The sequence below is a fragment of the Sulfitobacter maritimus genome (assembly GCF_013346665.1).
Lineage (GTDB): Bacteria > Pseudomonadota > Alphaproteobacteria > Rhodobacterales > Rhodobacteraceae > Sulfitobacter > Sulfitobacter maritimus.
In genome coordinates, this window is sequence record NZ_JABVBB010000038.1 from 237,669 (window position 1) to 256,153 (window position 18,485).

Here is an 18,485-nt window from a genome sequence, read left to right on the forward strand (position 1 = left end):
CAGGCCATGACCGATATGTCTTCGGAGGAAGACAAGCCGCGACAGAAATTTGCAGATATTTTTGACGAGGCGCGCGGTCAGAAGGGCAAGAATTTGACGGCATCAGAGGGCGCGGTGACAGACGCTGAGGCTGCTTCTCAAACGTCTGAAGCAAAAGAGGTCGTGGTTGATAATGATGCTTCGGCTCGGTCCACTGATGCCGCTCACGGTCCTGCATCGCAGCCTTCGGCAAGGTCATCAGAACATGAGGCGCACGCGGCTGTTCAAAGCGATCAGGCTACAGCGCTTGGTCCGGAGAAATTCGGACAGATTTCGGCGAATCATTTAGCTGACCGGATAAAGGGGCAGCCGCGCCTGATCCCTTCGATCTACGTTGCGGCAAACACCTCTGAGGGGGATACGTCAAATGCAACAGGTAGGCATATGAGTGACAGCTTTCAGGCTGATCACCTGCTAAAGACTGAGTTGGGTTTCGCAGCTCCTCTATCGATTCAGACTGTGGCGGAGAGTGGTGCGTCAGGGGCAAGCCCTACGGCGGTCCCCGCGATGAAGGCACAGCAAAAACCTGTCGATTTACAAAGCTCTCCAGCGCAACCCGCTCTAGGAGTGCTTCAAACCGAACTACAGACGGCTAAGATAGTCCCCCAGGCTATAGGTCAGACCACGGACGCAGCCAGTTCGCCAAGCACAACGAGCCTGCCTATTCCTGGCGACAAATCTGTTGCCGACCAGAAACACAACAGTGCGCAAGCTGTCTTAGCTCTGCAGGCCAGTTCGCCCCGCGAGCCATTAGCAACGGAGGTGACTGACGCTTCGCAGCCCGAAGCAGCAAAGCTCGACACAAGGAATGGGTCTGCACAAAATAACCATTCGTACACTTTAGCTCCACACCACGCCTCTGTCCGGAACCACCATATAAACGCAACGCTCCCTTCGCCGGGTGCCATGCCCCCAGATCCCACGTTTCCTGTCGTTAACCCGCGGCCCTCTCTACATCAGGATGTAGCGGCATTTGCACAAGTTCCGACACGGTCGGATAGTCCAGCGCAGGATACAGCGCCCGCCATTTCGATGGAAAACGGGAAGGGCGCGCGCGCGACTGCCTTGGCCCCACTCCAGCACATTCTCCAGCAGGGCATGACCCCGCCGGGGGGCCAACCTGCGGATAGCTCGCCCTCTTCACTTAATTTACCGTTCCCGCAAAGTTCTACGGCGGCAAATAGCCTATCTTTCATAACAGGTGCGCGAGCAGCGACGCCGCAGGCCTCACCGACCGCATTCTCGCAGGTACCATCAGAGCCTAGGCAGCATGTCACATTAGCCCAAACAGTCCTCTCTCCTGTGGCCGACGGAAAGGATTACCGCCTCCGGCTTGTAGCGATTGGTGATGTCTATGGGCAACCGCAGCCATCGCAAAACAATGCTCCAACAGTGCAAATTTTCGTGCCCGCAGCGCCACCGGGACCGACCGTTCCGGCGTCACTCGGTCAAACGCGGGATACCGTTGAAAGCGCTTCTGAGTTGCGGCTTTATCCCTCAGATCCTGTGTTGGCCCAAACTTGGGACACAAATACTTCGCAGTCGCAGCAATCTGCAACCGTCACACGAGCGGCCCTGCCCCCACAGGTCGCGGCTCAATTGGCCGAAGTGGTCCGTCAAATGCCTAACCGGCCCGTTGATATCGCGCTCAGCCCCGAAGAGCTCGGGCAGGTCAGGTTGTCCGTCACAACGAATGACGCAGGTGTCCAAATCAACGTGCTGGCCGAACGACCAGAAACCCTTGACCTGCTGCGCCGACATATTGACCAATTAGGTCAAGATTTCCGCGATCTGGGCTTTGCGGATATCACGTTTTCTTTCGCCGCTGGCGAACAGACAGCAGGCGGATCTGACCAAGGTGATCCGCCATCAGGGCAACATCAAAGTCCTGATCCGCTTACAATGACCGGGTCGGACAGTGACGCCGCCCTAGCCTCCCTCGCCGCCGGCAGTTTGACCGGTCTCGACCTGCGCCTGTGACAGAAGGTTTTTTCATGAATATCTCGCCAACCACATCGTCGACGCCCGCAACAAATACCCCGGCTCCTGCGCCGGCGGAGGCGCCTTCAAACTCTGTCCTGTCATCCGATTTTGAAACCTTTTTACAAATGCTCACCGCCCAAGCCCGTTATCAAGATCCGCTGGAACCTATCGATTCCTCCGAATATGCCGCACAGTTAGCGCAGTTTTCGATGGTCGAGCAGCAAGTCATGTCAAATGACCTTTTGACTGCTCTGATGACACAGCTCGGCGCCAGCAACATGGGGCAAATGGCTGGTGTGATCGGCATGGAAGCACGCACAACCGCACCAGTACAATTCGATGGTACGTCGATTACGGTGGCCCCAAACCCTGCGGCCGTCGCAGACCAGGTGTTTCTCGTGGCCTATGATGGCAATGGCGAGGAGGTGCAGCGCCGATCGATTCCCGTTTCCGCAGACCCGATTGAATGGGAAGGGCTGGACGCGAATGGCCAGCCGCTCCCTGCAAGCACTTACAGTTTTAGCGTGGAGAGTTACGCGGATGGCGAATTGCTCATGATCGAACCTGCCGAAGCCTATGGCCGCGTGACGGAAGCCCGGACGCAAGATGGGCAATCGATCATGATGCTTGAAGGGGGATCGATGGTGCTAACAAGCGACGTGAACGGCCTGCGCGAACCGCGCAGTTAGGTTGAACGGTCAGCGGTCTGACAAGGCAAAACCAGCATAGGCAAAAGGCATCACAGCGCGACGAAAACGCCCCAGTTCAAACCGAGCAAGCGGCGCGCTCATGGGACGCGGATAGGGCCGCGATGGGGCTTTCTCCTGCACCAGTTCCGCGAGCAGCGCACCGGAATAGCTGCCCATCGCCACACCATTGCCATGGTAGCACAGCCCCGCAAACATGCCCTTCTGCTCCGGCACCTCGCCCACAAAGGGCATGCGGTTTCGTGCGATGCAGACCATGCCAGACCAACTGTACGGTGTTTCTACATGCCGCCATGCGGGGAACATACGCTCAAAATCAGCCCGCGCACGGCGCAGCGCCCGCGCTTCGGAGCTCGGCGTTGACAGCAGTCCGCCGCGCACTCCGAAAAGCATGCGGTTGTCAGGCATAAGCCGGAAATAATGCAACAGGCGGCGGCTGTCGTAGCAGGCTTGGCGACTGGTCCAACCCTGTGCCGTTAGTTCGGCTTCGCTTAACGGCCGCGTCACGATCACGCTTGATTGGGTCGGCATGTAGCGCGCGGCAAGCCAAGATGGCAGGTCTTCGGAGGAATAGCCGTTGGTGGCAATAATGACCTTTTCCGCACGCATACGGCCTGTGGGAGTGGTGATTTCGAACGCACCGCCGGTCCGCGCCACTGACGTTGCCGGGCTGCGGTGGTAGATGGTCGCACCCGCCTTCTCGGCCGCCTCTGCCAAAGCGGTCACATATTTCCGAGGGTTCAACCCAAAGCCAAGCGGCACGTTAAGCGCGCCCTCAAACCCCGCATTTAGCCCTTCCGTACCGAGGTCAGCCTTCTCGATCAAACGTGGCGTAACACCGTAGTTTTCGGCGTAATACTCCAATTGCCCGTGCATTTCTTCAAAATCGCGCGGGCGGTGAGCGAGTTGGGTTTCGCCCTTTGAATGGCGGTCCACGTCAATGCCACGGCTGGCGATAAACCCCTCCACATGCTGGATCGCGGCCATCTCTGCCTGCCGCCATGCAAGACGGGCATCGCGCCCAAACTTCTGGTCGAGCGCAGCGTCCTCCAGCATCCCGCCGCCGAGACAACAAAATCCGCCATTGCGCCCGGATGCGCCAAACCCCACGCGCTCGGCCTCCAACACAGTTGCCTGCACTCCCGCCTCTGCCAGGTGTAGCGCTGCGTTCAGGCCGGTGAAACCACCGCCGATGATCACCACATCGGACCGCTCGTCGTCTTGCTGCGTCGCGCGGTCCGGTGCCGAGCACGTCTCATCCCACCAGCACCCCGCTCGCGGCGCTTCGGAATAGGCGTAGTCCGGGTAGATGCGCCTCATGTAGCGGGCCGTTCCGCCGCGCGGGCATCCTCCTGCGCGCGGAGGCTTGAGTGTTTGCTGACCAGCGACGCGGTGATGACACCGACGGTAACAATCGCGATCATGATGGTCGACAGCGCGTTAATCTCAGGCGAAACCCCCAAGCGCACGGCGCTGAAGATCTTGATCGGTAGCGTGGTCGCCGAAGGCCCTGCGGTAAAGGATGCAATTACCAGATCGTCGAGGCTGAGCGTAAAGGCCAAGAGCCAGCCCGAGATCACCGCAGGCGCAATGATCGGCAGGGTGACAAGCCGGAACGCTTCCCAGGGAGAGGAGCCAAGATCAAGCGCGGCCTCCTCCAGCGAGCGGTCAAAAGACACCAGCCGCGAGGACACGACGACCGAGACATAACACATTGAAAAGGTCGTATGTGCCAACACGATGGTCAGAACGCCGCGGTCGAGCCCGATGCCGATGAAAAGCAAGAGCAGCGACAGACCGGTGATCACTTCGGGCATCACCAGCGGCGCGTAGATCATGCCGGAAAACAGCGTCCGCCCCATGAAGCGCCCGCCGCGCACCAGTACATAGGCAGCCATCGTGCCTAGCACCGTGGCGATAGAAGACGAGATCACAGCGACCTTGATCGTGACCCAAGCGGCATTCAGGAAAGCTTCGTTTTGCAGCAACTCGCCATACCAGCGTGTTGAGAATCCTGCCCAAACCGTCACCAACTTCGAGGCGTTGAAGCTATAGATCACCAGAATGATCATTGGCAGGTAGAGGAATGCAAACCCCAGCGTGAGCGAGGTCACATTGAACCATGTCATGCGCTTCATTGTTCGGCCTCCGCCTGCTTTTGCTGATTGCGCTGAAACAGGATGATCGGAATGATCAAGATCAGCAGAAGGATCACCGCTACGGCGCTGGCCACGGGCCAATCGCGGTTGTTAAAGAATTCTTCCCACAGCACTTTGCCGATCATCAGCGTGCCCGAACCGCCCAGGAGCGAGGGGATCACGAATTCGCCCAAGGCCGGGATGAAGACGAGAAAACTACCCGCAACAATGCCATTGCGCGACAGCGGGATCGTGACGAGCCAAAAGGCCTGCATCCGCGAACAGCCTAAATCTTCCGCCGCTTCATTCAACGATTCATCCAACCGATCGAGCGCCGCATAGATGGGCAGGATCATAAAGGGCAGATAGGTGTAAACGATACCGATATAGACTGCCGTGTTAGTATTAAGGATCTGTAAAGGTTCGGAGGTTAAACCCATCCCCATCAGCAATTGGTTCAGCAGCCCTTCGTTGCTTAGAATGCCCATCCACGCGTAAACGCGGATCAGAAAGGATGTCCAGAATGGCAAGATTACAAGCATCATCAACGTGGCGCGCCACTCTTCGGGCGCGCGGGCCATGCCGTAAGCGATGGGGTAACCGACCAGCAGCGTTAAGATCGTTGAGACCAGCGCGATACGCAACGAACTCAAGTATGCCTTCCAATAAAGATCATCAGAGGCAAGAAAGGTAAAATTTTCAAAATCTAATTGAGAGATCAGCGCCGCAAAGCCGTCCTTCAGGGTTGGCGTATAAGGCGGGATCGACAGAGCCGTGTCCGACAGTGAAATTTTGAAAACGATAATAAAGGGGATCAGAAACAGCGCCAAAAGCCATATATAGGGCACTGCAATCAGGGCAAAGCGACGTAGGTTCATTGCGCTAACAAGACGCCCGCGGTGGCGCTCCATGAAATCCAAACCGGGTCTTCCCAAGTAATGTCCCGCCGGGCGATACGCCGGGTGTTGGCCGTTTGCGCTTTGATGACCTGTCCACCGGGAAGCTCAACATGATAGGTGCTGAGATTGCCCAAATAAGCGATGTCGAGCACTTTGCCCTGCAGCGCATTGGGGGCATCTTCGGGCCGCTCGGTGGTGATTCTAATCTTCTCGGGCCGGATGGCGAGGTGCGCCTGCTGCCCTTCGCTGAACGGGAGGGCCGAAGTTGCTGTCAGAGGCGCCTGACCGTCTGCCCAGTCCAGATGGTACTGTTCCGCCCCCACCGCTTTCGTCCGTGCCTCGATGATATTCACGTCACCGATGAAATCGGCCACATAAACCGAATTGGGCGCTTCATAGATCTCTGCGGGGGTCGCCACTTGAATAATCCGGCCTTCGTCCATCACCGCCACGCGGGAGGCAACAGTCATCGCTTCTTCCTGATCGTGGGTCACGATGACGAAAGTGGTGCCGGTGGATTCTTGAATATCCATTAATTCAAACTGGGTATCCTGACGCAGCTTCTTGTCAAGCGCACCTAGTGGCTCATCCAGCAAAAGCAGTTTAGGCGCTTTGGCCAAAGAGCGGGCCAACGCCACACGCTGTCTCTGACCGCCAGAAATCTGATGCGGCTTGCGCCGGGCGAATTTCTCCAGACGCGTGAGCTTCAGCATCTCTGCCACTCGCGCTTCAATCGCATCTTTGGGCATCTTGTCCCGGCGCAGACCGAAGGCGATGTTGTCCCAAATACTCAGATGCGGGAACAGCGCATAGGACTGGAACATCATGTTCACCGCGCGCTTGTTAGGCGGCACCTGTGCGATATCCTGCCCAGCCAATTCAATCCGTCCGGTGGTCGGCGTCTCAAACCCAGCGAGCATGCGCATCATCGTGGTCTTGCCGCAGCCTGACGGACCGAGCAGCGCAAAAAATTCTTGGGCGTAGATATCTAGCGAGAGGTCGTCGATGGCGACAAACTCACCAAACTTCTTCGTCACATTTTCGAAACGGATGAGGGGTTTTTCCTCTGGATTATTCCAGGGGGCGAAAACGGTTGGGCTCACGATTGAGGCATCCTTTGATCAGGGCGCAGGTAAGAAAAAGGGCGCAACCGACTGGCCGCGCCCTCTTGTGCAGATCAGGTACCGGACTTGATCTTGGTCCACATACGGGTCACGACCCGCTGCACCTTGGGCGCGTAGGGGCTTGTGGTATAGAGATTTTCCAAGGTTTTCTCAGTCGGGTAGATCGCTGGATCACCGATCACGTCTTCCTCAAGGAACTCCTGGCTCGCCTTGTTGCCATTCGCATAATAAACGTAGTTCGATGCGGCGGCTGCGTTTTCGGCCTCAAGAATGAAGTTCAAAAACTTATGCGCCCCATCCGGGTTGGGCGCGTCTACAGGGATCGCCATATTGTCGAACCACATCAACGCCCCCTCTGTTGGCGCGTTATATGCCAATTCGACCCCATTACCGGCCTCCGCTGCGCGGTCGCGGGCTTGGAGAACGTCACCGGACCAGCCGAAAGCGACGCAGATGTCACCATTTGCCAGTGCGTTAATATACTCGGAGCTGTGGAATTTCTGGACGTAAGGCGCAACGGCGCTCAACACCGGCTCGGCTTTCTTAAGCGTCTCTGGGTCTTGGGCGTCAGGATCTTCGCCAATATAGGCCAGTGCAGCCGGGATCATTTCTACCGGCGCATCAAGGAAATGCACCCCACAATCCTGAAGCTTTTTCATGTTTTCGGGCTCAAAGATAAGCGCGAGCGAGTCTAACGGCGCATCTTCACCAAGGGCTTCCTTCACCTTGTCGACGTTCACGCCGATGCCAGTGGTGCCCCACATATAGTTAATCGCGTATTCATTGCCGGGATCATATTTCGAGACCCGCTCAGCGATCACATCCCAAACATTATCAATGTTGGTCAGCTTCGATTTGTCCAGTTTCTGGAAAGCCCCCGCGCTGATCTGGCGCTGCAAGAACGTCCCCGAAGGTACAACCACGTCATAGCCTGACCCACCGGCCAGCATCTTGGTTTCCAGCACTTCGTTGCTGTCGAACACGTCGTAAACCAGTTCGATCCCGGTTTCTTTTTCAAATTTTTCGAGAAGGGATTCATCGATATAGTCGGACCAATTATAGACCCGAACGGTTTCGGCAGAAGCGGCGGCTGCCATCACTGTGGCCAGAGCAACGCTGCTCAAGATCGCATGTTTCATTCTATACTCCCGTTAGACAGGTCGGGTTGATCCCCACCTTTCGTCAATTTGATCAAGTTTTGCGTCTTCGGGCAAGATGGTTTATGGTTTTATGCAGAAGAAAATGCCGCAAGCTACGGTACATCAACAACGAAAGATTGCTTTCATGGGCTCAGAATCCCCCGCTCCCGCGCCGCCTGCCGCGTCTTCGGCAGAACCTAAAAGACCCATTCACCAGCATGTTTACGAACGCCTGCGGAATATGATTCTCTTTGGCGATCTCGCCCCGGGCCAAGGGGTAACGATCCAAGGGCTGACCACTGCGCTTGATGCCGGCATGACCCCGGTGCGCGAAGCTTTGCGGCGGCTGATTTCCGAGGGTGCGTTGACGCATTTGGGCAACCGCCGCGTGACCGTGCCAGAGCTTACCTATGCCGGGCTGGAAGAGCTTAAATTCATGCGTGAAACGTTGGAGCCCGAGCTAACCCGCCGCGCGGCAGAACGCATGACAGAGGCCCATCTCGCGGAGCTAAACGCCTGCGATAACGTGCTAAACTTGGCGATAGACCGTGGCGACGTGGGGGGGTATTTGATGCACAACTACCGTTTTCACGCCATGACCTACGCACTTGCCGATGCGTCCATTATGGCCGCGACGGTCGATCAATTGTGGCTGCGTTTCGGGCCGTCTTTGCGGGTCGTCTGTGGCCGCTATGGCACCAGCAACCTACCGGATAAGCATGTCGAAATCCTTGCTGCTTTCGAAGCAGGAGACGCCGAATTAGCGGGCCGGGTTATGGCAGAGGACGTCGCCCAAGGCATGACTCAAATCCGCGCCGCGCTTGATGGCCAGCCTGTGGGTCGGCGATTCGATTGACACGGCTGAATTTGATCATATTCTCGGCGTGAAGCTCATCACAGTTGCAGAATAAGGTGTCATCTCATGTCGTCGATTACAAACCATCTCCCCACCGCGGAATTGCAGGCGCTTGATTCGGCGCATCACATGCACCCCTTTACCACCAACGATGAGCTCTCCGGCAAAGGGGCGCGCGTCATCACACGAGCCAAGGGCATTTATTTGACCGACAGCGACGGGAACGAGATCCTTGATGCTATGGCGGGGCTTTGGTGTGTGAACCTGGGCTATGGGCGCGAAGAGATGGGCCAAGTGGCCGCGCGGCAAATGAACGAACTGCCTTATTACAACACCTTCTTTCAAACGACCCATGTGCCCGCCATCGCACTGGCCAAAGAATTGGCCGAACTTGCCCCCGGCGACCTGAATCACGTCTTCTTTGCCGGGTCCGGGTCCGAGGCGAACGACACCAATCTGCGCATGGTTCGCACCTATTGGGCGCAAAAGGGCAAGCCGGAAAAGAGCCATGTGATCAGCCGGAAGAACGCCTATCATGGCTCGTCGGTCGGCTCTGCGAGCCTTGGTGGTATGACTCCGATGCACGAACAGGGTGGCCTGCCGATCCCCGGTATTCATCACATCGGCCAGCCAGATTGGTGGGCCGAAGGAGGAGATCAGTCCCCCGAGGACTTCGGTCTCGCGCGTGCGCGGGAGTTGGAAGATAAAATTCTCGAACTGGGCGCCGAAAAGGTTGCTGCCTTCATCGGTGAGCCGGTGCAGGGCGCGGGCGGGGTGGTGATTCCGCCCAGCACCTACTGGCCAGAAATCCAGCGCATCTGTGATAAATACGATGTTTTGCTGATCGCGGATGAAGTCATCTGTGGCTTTGGTCGCACCGGCAACTGGTTCGGCTCGCAGACCATGGGCATCAAGCCGCACATCATGACCATCGCCAAAGGGCTGAGCTCTGGCTACGCGCCGATTGGCGGCTCCATTGTTTGTGACGAGGTGGCCGAGGTTATCAACGCTTGCGAGTTTAATCACGGCTACACCTACTCGGGCCACCCGGTATGTGCTGCTGTGGCGCTGGAAAACCTGCGCATCATGCAAGAAGAGAACATCATCGACCATGTTCAAAACGTCGCCGCCCCGGCTTTGAAAGAAGCGCTCCACAAGCTGGCGGAACATCCTTTGGTAGGTGGGGTGAATGTCTCTGGCCTCATGGCCTCCCTGCCCTTGACGCCGCATAAGGAAAGCCGCGCAAAGTTCGCACAAGAGGCCGGGACAGCAGGCTATCTTTGCCGCGAGCATTGCTTTGCCAACAATCTGGTGATGCGCCATGTCGGGGACCGGATGATCATCTCTCCGCCGCTGATCATCACGCCAGAGGAAATCGACATCTTCGCCGCACGCGCCACCAAAGCGCTGGATGCGACCCATTCCGAGTTAAAGGAAAAAGACCTGCTGAAAGCCGCAGCCTAAGCACAAGGGGCGCCCTCAACGGGGCGCCCGATCACTCGTTGCGCAGCCGTTCCAACAGGCGCGGCGGCGCATAGCCATCGGGGACCAGCCCCCGGTCCTGCTGATAGCGCCGAACAGCATTGACCGTTAACGGACCAATCTTGGCGTCAATCTTTTCAGTGTCGAACCCGGCCTCGGTCAGCAGGGTCTGCAATTCGATCCGCTCGTCATAACTCAAGGCCCGATCATCGCGCGGCCAAGATTGGCGGATCGGTCCGGCCCCGCCAATCCGGTCTGACAAATGCCCCACGCCGATGACATAAGCGTCGGCCGTGTTGTAGGTCTCGATGACCGCAAAATTATCATAAATCAGAAACGCCGCGCCTTCCGCGCCAGCGGGCAGCAGAACAGCGGCCGGACCATGCGCATCCAAGGCTGTGCCGTCCAGCTTGGTCAGCCCCAAGGCCGTCCATTCTTCTGCACTCTTGGTAATTGAACGGTCCGCGAGCAGATAGTCGAACTCTTCGGGCAAGGCGACTTCGATGCCCCAGGGTTGCCCTTCGGTCCATCCGAAATGTTTTAGATAGGCTGCCGTCGATGCCAATGCATCCGATGGATCATCCCCCCAAATGTCGCGCCGCCCGTCGCCGTTCCAATCAACGGCATGAGCCAGAAACGAGGATGGCATGAATTGGGTATGCCCCATCGCACCAGCCCAACTGCCGCGCATTTCTTCTGCCGCAACATCTCCGGCCTGCAAGATACGCAATGCGCTGATCAGCTCTCCTTCGAAAAATTCTCTCCGCCGCGCGTCATAGGCCAATGTCGCGAGGGAGTTGATGACGTTGTCACTCCCTCGAAAACTGCCATAGGCGCTCTCCAGCCCCCAGATCGCGGTGACGACTTCTTTCTCAACGCCATATTTGGCTTCGATATCCTCCAAGGTGCGTTGCCACTGCGCCAAAGCCTTCCCACCGTTTTGCACCCGCAGGTCCGAGGTGGCGGTGCCCAGATAGTCCCAAACCGTCTTGGTAAATTCTGATTGATTGCGGTCGCGGCGGATGACTGCGTCGTCATAGCGTACGCCGTCCAGCGCCCGATCAAAAACCTCCGCTTCAATCCCCGCCTCCAGCGCCCGCGGGCGAAAGGCCAGAACCCAAGCCCGCAGCCCGGCGTCATCGCCTGCAATTTCAGGCGCTTCGGTATCGGCGCTTTTGGCGACTGCGGCCACAAGGGTCGGCGTGCTGCGCGGCGTGGGCCGTGCAGATTGACCGGGGCCGGCGGCGAGCAACGGGGCGGCTGTGCTCAATCCTGCCAGAAGTGTCAGAACGCCCGTAAGGATTGCGTAGTGCCGATTCATCTTTGCCTCGCCTAAACTGTCGCCACGAAGCCTAAGCCCAGTGCGCTATTTGCGAAAGGGGCGGCTGCGAGATGTGCGAAGCTTCGCCGGTCAGCGGCGTGTGCGGGTCACCTTGCGTTTGATCTTGTCCTTCTTGCGCTTGGCTTTCACCGCCTTGCCACGTGGATTACGCCCTGCAGGGCTGCGCCGCGCGCCGCCGCTTTGCTTAACCTTCTGGTCCTCAATCTCCAACATTTCCAAGGCAATACCGCCGGTCACCGGCACGGCCTCTGCCAATCGCACGGTAACCCGTTGGCCGATGCCGATCACCATGCCGCTGTCCGAGCCCATTAGCGTCTGCGCCTCGGCATCGTGGTGGAAATACTCGCGTCCCAGCGAGCGCATCGGCACCAGACCGTCCGCGCCAGTCTCGTCCAACTTCACAAAGGCACCAAAACGCGCGATGCCGCTGATCCGTCCGGTGAACTCATTGCCTACCCGCTCCGACAAGAATGCGGCGAGGTAGCGGTCGGTCGTGTCACGCTCGGCCACCATCGAGCGGCGCTCGGTGTCGGAGATATGCGCGCCGGTCTGCTCCAGCCCCTCGATCTCTTCGGGCGTCAGCCCATCCTTGCCCCAGCCATGCGCCGTGATCAGCGCGCGGTGCACGATGAGGTCAGCATAGCGGCGGATGGGTGAGGTGAAATGCGCGTAGGAGCGCAGGGCAAGGCCGAAGTGCCCGATATGCGCCGGGCCATAATAGGCCTGCGTCATCGAGCGTAGGGTGCTCAGGTTGATCAACTCCGCATCATTGGTCCCCGCTGCCTGATCCAGCAGGCGGTTGAGGTGCGCGGTCTGCAGCACCTGCCCCTTGGCCAGCGTAAAGCCCGCCGCCTGCGCCGTTTCGCGCAAAGACTCAAGCTTCTCTGGCGAGGGTTCCTCATGGATGCGGAACAGCAGCGGGGTTTTCTTTTTGATCAGCGTCTCGGCGGCGGCGACATTGGCCAAGACCATGAACTCTTCGATCAGCCGATGCGCGTCGAGCCGCTCGCGGAAGTTCACCGACTTCACCTTGCCATCCTCGCCCAATTCGATGCGGCGTTCGGGCAGGTCCAACTCCAGCGGCTGCCGCTCCGCGCGGGCAGTCTTCAGCGCGTCATAGGCGGCGTAAAGCGGCTTCAACACCGGCTCCAACAGCGGGCCGGTGCGGTCGTTCGGATTGCCGTCGATGGCGTCCTGCACTTCTTCATAATGCAATGACGCGGGCGAGCGCATCAGGCCGCGGTGGAACGTATGGCCGATCTTGTTGCCCTTAGCGTCCAGCACCATGCGCACGGCGATACAGGCGCGGGGGACGCCTTCGTGCAGCGAACACAGATCGCCCGACAGCCGGTCCGGCAGCATCGGCACCACGCGGTCGGGGAAATAGGTGGAGTTGCCGCGTTTGCGCGCCTCGATGTCCAGCGCCGAGCCAGGCGTCACATAGGCCGCGACATCCGCGATGGCGACCCAGACCACATGGCCGCCCTCGTTCTTGGGGTCGTCATCCGCATGAGCATAGCAGGCGTCATCGTGGTCCCGCGCGTCTGACGGGTCGATGGTGACCAGCGGCAAGTCACGTAGGTCTTCGCGGCCCTTGAGCCCCTGTGGCTTGGCGGCATCGGCTTCGGCGATCACCTCGTCGGGGAATTCATCCGGAATGCCATGCTGGTGGATCGCAATGAGCGAGACCGCGCGGGGGGCCGACGGGTCGCCCAGTCGCTCCACGATCCGCGCGCGCGGCGACCCCATACGGCCCTTCGGCCCGGCCTGTTCGGCCTCGACCAACTCGCCGTCTTTGGCGCCATGGGTGTGGTCCGCCCCCACCCGCCATTCGCGGTCCGCACCCTTGTCAATCGGCACGATATGCCCGCCCTCGGCAGCCTTGCGGAAGATGCCCAGCACCTTTTTCGGATTGCTGCCAATGCGCCGGATCAGCCGCGCCTCATAGTGGTGATCTTCGCCCTTCACCAGCGTCAGCCGCGCCAGAATCCGGTCGCCTTCGCCAAGCGCCGGGTCACTTTCGCGCGGGATCAGCAGAACGATAGGCTCAGCGCCCTCGCCATGCCACTCCATCGGTTTGGCAAACAGATCGCCATCGCTGTCCGGCCCCGTGACCAACAGCACCGAGACAGGCGGCAGGCGATCCGGGTCCTGATAGCTGCGCTTGCGCTTTTCCAAATGGCCTTCAGCCTCCAGCTCTTTCAGCACGCGCTTCAGGTCGATCCGCGCCGCACCCTTGATGCCAAAGGCTTTGGCGATGTCGCGTTTCGCGGTCAGCGTGGGGTTCTGTTCGATCCAATCGAGGATCTCGGATTTGCTGGGTATCTTGCTCATAGTTCAGCAGGTAGCACGCAGCCCCCCTGTCGTCATGGCAAATCGTGAATTTCATCCACGTCGCGCAGGGTGGAGACTTCGGCGATGCGGTAGCGCGGCAGGCTCGCACGGCTGTCCGCCAGCGCATGCGGGCCGGACCAGCGCACCCCGTCAAAGAGCGTGGGTGGCGCACGGCGCGGGTGTTTCAGGCCAACCAGCCAGTAGCCGCCATCCGGCGCGGGCCCAAAGACCGCGTCATGGTTGCCGAGGACGGCAAAGGCCCGCGCCAGTTCCTTGCGGTTAATGCCCGGAATATCCGCCCCAATCACACAAGCCGGCCCCGGTGCGCTCCGCAACATCCGCGCCATACGGTCCCCCAGATTGCCCCTGCCCTGCGGCCAGCGCGGCAGATGCGCGGGCCAGACACGGCTTTTCAGCCCTTCAGCATCCGGCGCCACCGCCAGCACGACCTGCCAACGCGGGTCTTCGATCCGGCGCAGCAGCGCCCGCGTTTGATGCCTGAACCACCAAGCCGCGCCCACCATGCCAAGGTCGCGGCCCAGCCGTGTTTTCACCCGACCGGGGCGCGGTTCTTTGACCATGACGATGAGCGTTGGTTTCACGTGAAATAATCGCGCAGCACACGAGCGTAGATGGATTTGAGCTGCTGGATATGTTCAACCCTCGCATGCTCATCGACTTGATGCATGGACTGTCCCACCAGACCGAACTCCACCACCGGGCAATGCGCTTTGACGAAACGCGCGTCCGACGTGCCACCGGTGGTGGACAGCTCCGGCTTCACGCCCGTTTCCGCCTCAACCGCGCCTGAGACCAGATCCGACAGCGCGCCGGGCGGGGTGATGAAACTTTCGCCGGAGATGGTGATTTCCACATCCACCTGCACGCTGAATTCGGCAGCGATCTTATCCGCCTCCCCGCGCAGCCAGTCGCTGAGGCTCGCGCCCGAATGATGATCGTTGAACCGAATGTTCACCGCGCCACGACATTGCGCCGGGATCACATTGGTCGCCTTATTGCCGGTATCAACGGTTACTACAGCCAGTGTCGAAGGGTCGAAATGATCGCTGCCCTGATCCAACTCATGGCTGGCCAAACGGTCCATCAACCGCATCATCGCAGGCAGCGGGTTATTGGCCCGGTGCGGATAGGCCGCGTGGCCCTGCTTGCCCGTCACCTTAAAATGGGCGTTCATCGAGCCGCGCCGGCCGATCTTGATCATGTCGCCCATGCGTTCGGGGCAGGTCGGCTCGCCGACAAGGCAGACATCCATGCGCTCGCCGTTCTCGGCCATGTAGTCTAACAGCGCGGTGGTCCCGTCGAGGGCATCGCCCTCCTCGTCCCCAGTGATCGCCAGTACGATGGAGCCGTCAGGGGGCGTGTCCTTCACAAAATCAACCGCCGCTGCGGCGAATGCCGCCACGCCTGACTTCATATCCGTGGTGCCGCGGCCATACATGATGCCGTCCTTGATCTCGGCCCCGAAAGGGGGCATCGACCAGTCGGCCTCATCCCCGATGGGCACAACGTCAGTATGACCGTTAAAGCCAAAGGACTTCCCGTTGCCCTTGCTGCCCCAGCGGGCGAAAAGGTTGCAGATACCGCCCCGGTCCACGCGGGTGCAGTCAAACCCCGCCGCGCCCAGCACCTCCTCCAGCACTTCCAGCGCACCGTCGTTCGCAGGCGTGACAGAGGCGCAGCGCACCAGTTTTGCGGTAAGATCAACAGGGTCGAGACCGGACATATCGGCTCCTTTTCAGGGGTTTTCGCTTGTCCGGTAACTTGTGTGGGCAAATCGCGCCAATGCCAAGAGGGGGCGGCGCAAATCACGGCCGCGCGGGCGGCTTAGTCGTAAAACGGGGTCATTTGTGCGACGATCACCGAGTTCTCTTCCAAGGCACGCTGCATCAACTCACGCTCTTCAGCGTCGATCTCTTGCCCCTCGGCCTCGCGCTCTGCCAGCGTGCCATAGCCGGTTACATCAAGCGGGTTCGTGTCAGCCTGCTTGAGGATCGCCACAGTCTCGCGCACGGCCTCAGCCTCATCAATGCCAGAGGCGAAACACATCAGCGCAGCCCCAGTCGCCTTTTCAGGCAGGCCATCGCCCTCCTTGCGGCCAATCTGGACTAGCAGGGTAAAGACCTGTTGGCGCGAGGGTTTCTTGGTTTTCTTGGGTTCAGACATAAAAAAGGCCGCCGATTGCTTTCGGCAGCCCTACCCGTTTCACCGGGGCTTGAAAAGAGGCAGCGAGATCGCCCGCTGCCTCATTCCATTCAGGTCTTGCGACGCACCAGCCGTGTGACCCAGATCAGCAAGCAGGCACCGATGACGCCCACCACCAACTGGCCGAACCAGCCGCCCAGCGTGCTGCCCACGATCAACATCAGCAGCCAGTTGGCAACCAAAGCGCCCAGAATACCGATGATGATATTCATGATCAGACCCATGTCCGATTTCATGATCTTCTCGGCAATCCAGCCTGCCAAAGCACCTACGATGATCGCTGCAAACCAACCAATACCCGTCATGTCGTTAATCTCCTTTGAATTCAGGGTATAACGTCATAACGGGCCGTTTGGTTCCGATCAGTCGCGCAGCAACTCGTTGATCGAGGTTTTAGAGCGGGTCTTGGCGTCCACGCGCTTGACGATCACGGCGCAGTAAAGATTGACGTTGTTTTTGCTCGGCATGGTGCCGGCGACGACAACTGAACCTGCCGGCACTTCGCCATACATGATTTCGCCGGTCTCCCGGTCCACGATCTTGGTCGACTGGCCAATGAACACGCCCATGCCCAGCACGGACCCTTCGCGCACGATACAGCCTTCGACGACTTCGGAACGCGCGCCGATAAAGCAGTTGTCCTCGATAATGGTCGGACCGGCCTGCATCGGCTCCAACACGCCGCCAATGCCCACGCCGCCTGACAAGTGTACGTTCTTGCCGATCTGTGCGCAGGAGCCGACAGTGGCCCATGTATCAACCATGGTGCCGCTGTCGACATAGGCGCCGATGTTGACGAAAGACGGCATCAGCACCACGCCCGGCGCGACATAGGCCGAGCGGCGCACGACGCAGTTCGGCACAGCGCGAAAGCCCGCCTCTTTCCACTCCGCGTCGCCCCAACCTTTGAACTTGCTGTCAACCTTGTCCCACCAGCCAGCGCCCTGCGGGCCGCCTTCTTGATGTTCCATGTCCTTGATGCGGAAACCCAGCAGTACGGCTTTCTTGGCCCACTGATTGACGTGCCACTGACCGTCGTCCTGCTTTTCCGCCACGCGCAGTTTGCCGCTGTCGAGCGCGTTCAGCGTGTCTTCGATCGCCTCACGGGTCTCGCCCGTGGTGGCCGACGTGATCTGGTCGCGTGCGTCCCAGGCGGATTCGATGGCGGTTTCAAGTTGGGCGTTGGACATGGGGCAAGTCTCCGAATGATGAATAGGCCGTTGCATCGGCTATAGCCCTGCACCGCCAAGGGTGCAATTGCCCGGCAGAGAAGGCGTGGTCAAACGGCGCAGGACCGTGCATGTTGACCTAAAGGACAAATGCGCCACTTGAGCCAAGCCACAGCAAAGAAAGACATGAGGATGACCGAGCACCACCGCCACCCCCTGCGCCGCGCCACTGTGGACCGCGCCAAGGCTGAAGAAGCACCTGACACGCCACAAACCCGCGCGCCCGCCTACCGTCTGGCCTTTACCGACGAAGACTTCATGTGCCGCGAAGAACTGCGCCCGGTGCGGCTGCAGTTGGAATTGCTTAAACCCGAGATGCTGCTTGATGCCCACGGCATCCAGTCGACCATCGTTCTGTTCGGCGGTGCGCGGATCCCCGAGCCTGCGTTAAAACACACGGCCCGGACCAAGACGCTGGCCGATCTGTCGCGCTTTTATGATGAGACCCGCGAATTCTCGCGCCTGATGACGCAAAAATCGATGGAAGGCGGCGGCGTAGAGAACGTCATCGTCACCGGCGGCGGGCCGGGGGTGATGGAGGCCGGCAACCGCGGCGCGCTCGACGCGGGCGGCCATTCCATCGGGCTCAATATTGTGCTGCCCTTTGAGCAGGCGCCGAACGAATATGTCACCCCGGAGCTGTGCTTCAACTTCCACTATTTCGCGATCCGCAAAATGCACTTCCTGATGCGCGCCCGCGCGATCTGCGTCTTCCCCGGCGGCTTTGGCACGATGGACGAGCTGTTCGAGGCGCTGACGTTGATCCAGACCGGACGCATGAACCGTGTGCCCTTCTTGTTGTTCGGGCGGGAGTTCTGGGAAAAGATCATCAACTGGGAGGCGCTCGCCGATGCGGGCACAATTTCAGCCGAAGACCTCGACCTCTTCCGTTTTGTCGAAAGCGCGGCTGAGGCGATGGAGGTGATTGAGAACTGGGAAACCGCCCCCGCCCGCGAACATGTGCCGGGGCGGGAGGAATTGGAAAGCTAG

General features: G+C 59.4%; 17 protein-coding genes. 5 read left to right on the top strand and 12 right to left on the bottom strand.

Annotation, left to right across the window (positions count from 1 at the left end):
* The first annotated feature begins 6 nt into the window (after window positions 1-6).
* Both HTT03_RS15995 and HTT03_RS16000 read left to right on the top strand, forming a co-directional pair.
* Window positions 7-2,019, top strand: coding sequence for a flagellar hook-length control protein FliK (locus HTT03_RS15995; protein WP_174860784.1), 2,013 nt, complete (start codon window positions 7-9; stop codon window positions 2,017-2,019).
* Between the two features lie 14 nt (window positions 2,020-2,033).
* Entirely contained in the window at window positions 2,034-2,711 is a 678-nt protein-coding gene (locus HTT03_RS16000) for a flagellar hook capping FlgD N-terminal domain-containing protein (protein WP_174860785.1), read from the top strand.
* A 9-nt stretch (window positions 2,712-2,720) separates the two neighbouring features.
* On the opposite strand, the gene HTT03_RS16005 is transcribed toward HTT03_RS16000, so the two are convergent.
* From HTT03_RS16005 to HTT03_RS16025, 5 genes are all read right to left on the bottom strand, one after another.
* The gene (locus HTT03_RS16005) at window positions 2,721-4,049 is read right to left on the bottom strand and encodes an NAD(P)/FAD-dependent oxidoreductase (RefSeq protein ID WP_174860786.1); all 1,329 of its coding nucleotides are present in this window, start codon (window positions 4,047-4,049) and stop codon (window positions 2,721-2,723) included.
* Complete coding sequence (locus tag HTT03_RS16010) at window positions 4,046-4,867, bottom strand: ABC transporter permease (RefSeq protein WP_174860787.1); 822 nt, start codon at window positions 4,865-4,867, stop codon at window positions 4,046-4,048. The genes HTT03_RS16005 and HTT03_RS16010 overlap by 4 nt, the downstream gene beginning before the upstream one ends.
* The gene (locus HTT03_RS16015; protein WP_174860788.1) at window positions 4,864-5,745 is read right to left on the bottom strand and encodes an ABC transporter permease subunit; all 882 of its coding nucleotides are present in this window, start codon (window positions 5,743-5,745) and stop codon (window positions 4,864-4,866) included. Before HTT03_RS16015 ends, HTT03_RS16010 begins: the two co-directional genes overlap by 4 nt.
* Complete coding sequence (locus HTT03_RS16020) at window positions 5,742-6,869, bottom strand: polyamine ABC transporter ATP-binding protein (protein WP_174860789.1); 1,128 nt, start codon at window positions 6,867-6,869, stop codon at window positions 5,742-5,744. Before HTT03_RS16020 ends, HTT03_RS16015 begins: the two co-directional genes overlap by 4 nt.
* 74 nt (window positions 6,870-6,943) lie before the next feature.
* Window positions 6,944-8,029 carry a polyamine ABC transporter substrate-binding protein gene (locus tag HTT03_RS16025; protein ID WP_174860790.1) on the bottom strand — a complete coding sequence of 362 codons (1,086 nt, stop codon included), beginning with the start codon at window positions 8,027-8,029 and terminating at the stop codon, window positions 6,944-6,946.
* A gap of 145 nt (window positions 8,030-8,174) precedes the next feature.
* Here HTT03_RS16025 and HTT03_RS16030 point away from each other — a divergent pair, with 145 nt between their 5' ends.
* Together HTT03_RS16030 and HTT03_RS16035 are read left to right on the top strand one after the other, a co-directional pair.
* Window positions 8,175-8,885: a GntR family transcriptional regulator gene (locus HTT03_RS16030; RefSeq protein WP_174860791.1), complete on the top strand. Its 711-nt coding sequence runs from the start codon at window positions 8,175-8,177 to the stop codon at window positions 8,883-8,885.
* A 66-nt stretch (window positions 8,886-8,951) separates the two neighbouring features.
* Entirely contained in the window at window positions 8,952-10,349 is a 1,398-nt protein-coding gene (locus tag HTT03_RS16035) for an aspartate aminotransferase family protein (RefSeq protein ID WP_174860792.1), read from the top strand.
* A gap of 31 nt (window positions 10,350-10,380) precedes the next feature.
* On the opposite strand, the gene HTT03_RS16040 is transcribed toward HTT03_RS16035, so the two are convergent.
* The 7 genes from HTT03_RS16040 to dapD all read right to left on the bottom strand — a co-directional run bounded on the left by HTT03_RS16040 (window position 10,381) and on the right by dapD (window position 17,456).
* On the bottom strand, window positions 10,381-11,688 hold the full coding sequence (locus HTT03_RS16040; protein ID WP_174860793.1) for a lytic murein transglycosylase: 1,308 nt from the start codon (window positions 11,686-11,688) through the stop codon (window positions 10,381-10,383).
* A 90-nt stretch (window positions 11,689-11,778) separates the two neighbouring features.
* Entirely contained in the window at window positions 11,779-14,043 is a 2,265-nt protein-coding gene (rnr, locus tag HTT03_RS16045; protein ID WP_174860794.1) for a ribonuclease R, read from the bottom strand.
* Between the two features lie 32 nt (window positions 14,044-14,075).
* Entirely contained in the window at window positions 14,076-14,645 is a 570-nt protein-coding gene (locus HTT03_RS16050) for a TIGR04282 family arsenosugar biosynthesis glycosyltransferase (protein ID WP_174860795.1), read from the bottom strand.
* Window positions 14,642-15,787 carry a succinyl-diaminopimelate desuccinylase gene (gene dapE / locus HTT03_RS16055; protein ID WP_174860796.1) on the bottom strand — a complete coding sequence of 382 codons (1,146 nt, stop codon included), beginning with the start codon at window positions 15,785-15,787 and terminating at the stop codon, window positions 14,642-14,644. The genes HTT03_RS16050 and dapE overlap by 4 nt, the downstream gene beginning before the upstream one ends.
* 101 nt (window positions 15,788-15,888) lie before the next feature.
* Complete coding sequence (locus tag HTT03_RS16060) at window positions 15,889-16,227, bottom strand: hypothetical protein (protein WP_174860797.1); 339 nt, start codon at window positions 16,225-16,227, stop codon at window positions 15,889-15,891.
* A gap of 89 nt (window positions 16,228-16,316) precedes the next feature.
* Window positions 16,317-16,571 (bottom strand): GlsB/YeaQ/YmgE family stress response membrane protein, encoded by a 255-nt coding sequence (locus HTT03_RS16065; protein ID WP_174860798.1) that lies wholly within the window; start codon window positions 16,569-16,571, stop codon window positions 16,317-16,319.
* 57 nt (window positions 16,572-16,628) lie between these two features.
* A complete protein-coding gene (dapD, locus tag HTT03_RS16070) occupies window positions 16,629-17,456 on the bottom strand; it encodes a 2,3,4,5-tetrahydropyridine-2,6-dicarboxylate N-succinyltransferase (protein ID WP_174860799.1) in 828 nt (275 codons plus the stop codon).
* 171 nt (window positions 17,457-17,627) lie between these two features.
* On the opposite strand from dapD, the gene HTT03_RS16075 reads away from it, so the two are divergent.
* Window positions 17,628-18,485 carry an LOG family protein gene (locus HTT03_RS16075; protein WP_174860800.1) on the top strand — a complete coding sequence of 286 codons (858 nt, stop codon included), beginning with the start codon at window positions 17,628-17,630 and terminating at the stop codon, window positions 18,483-18,485.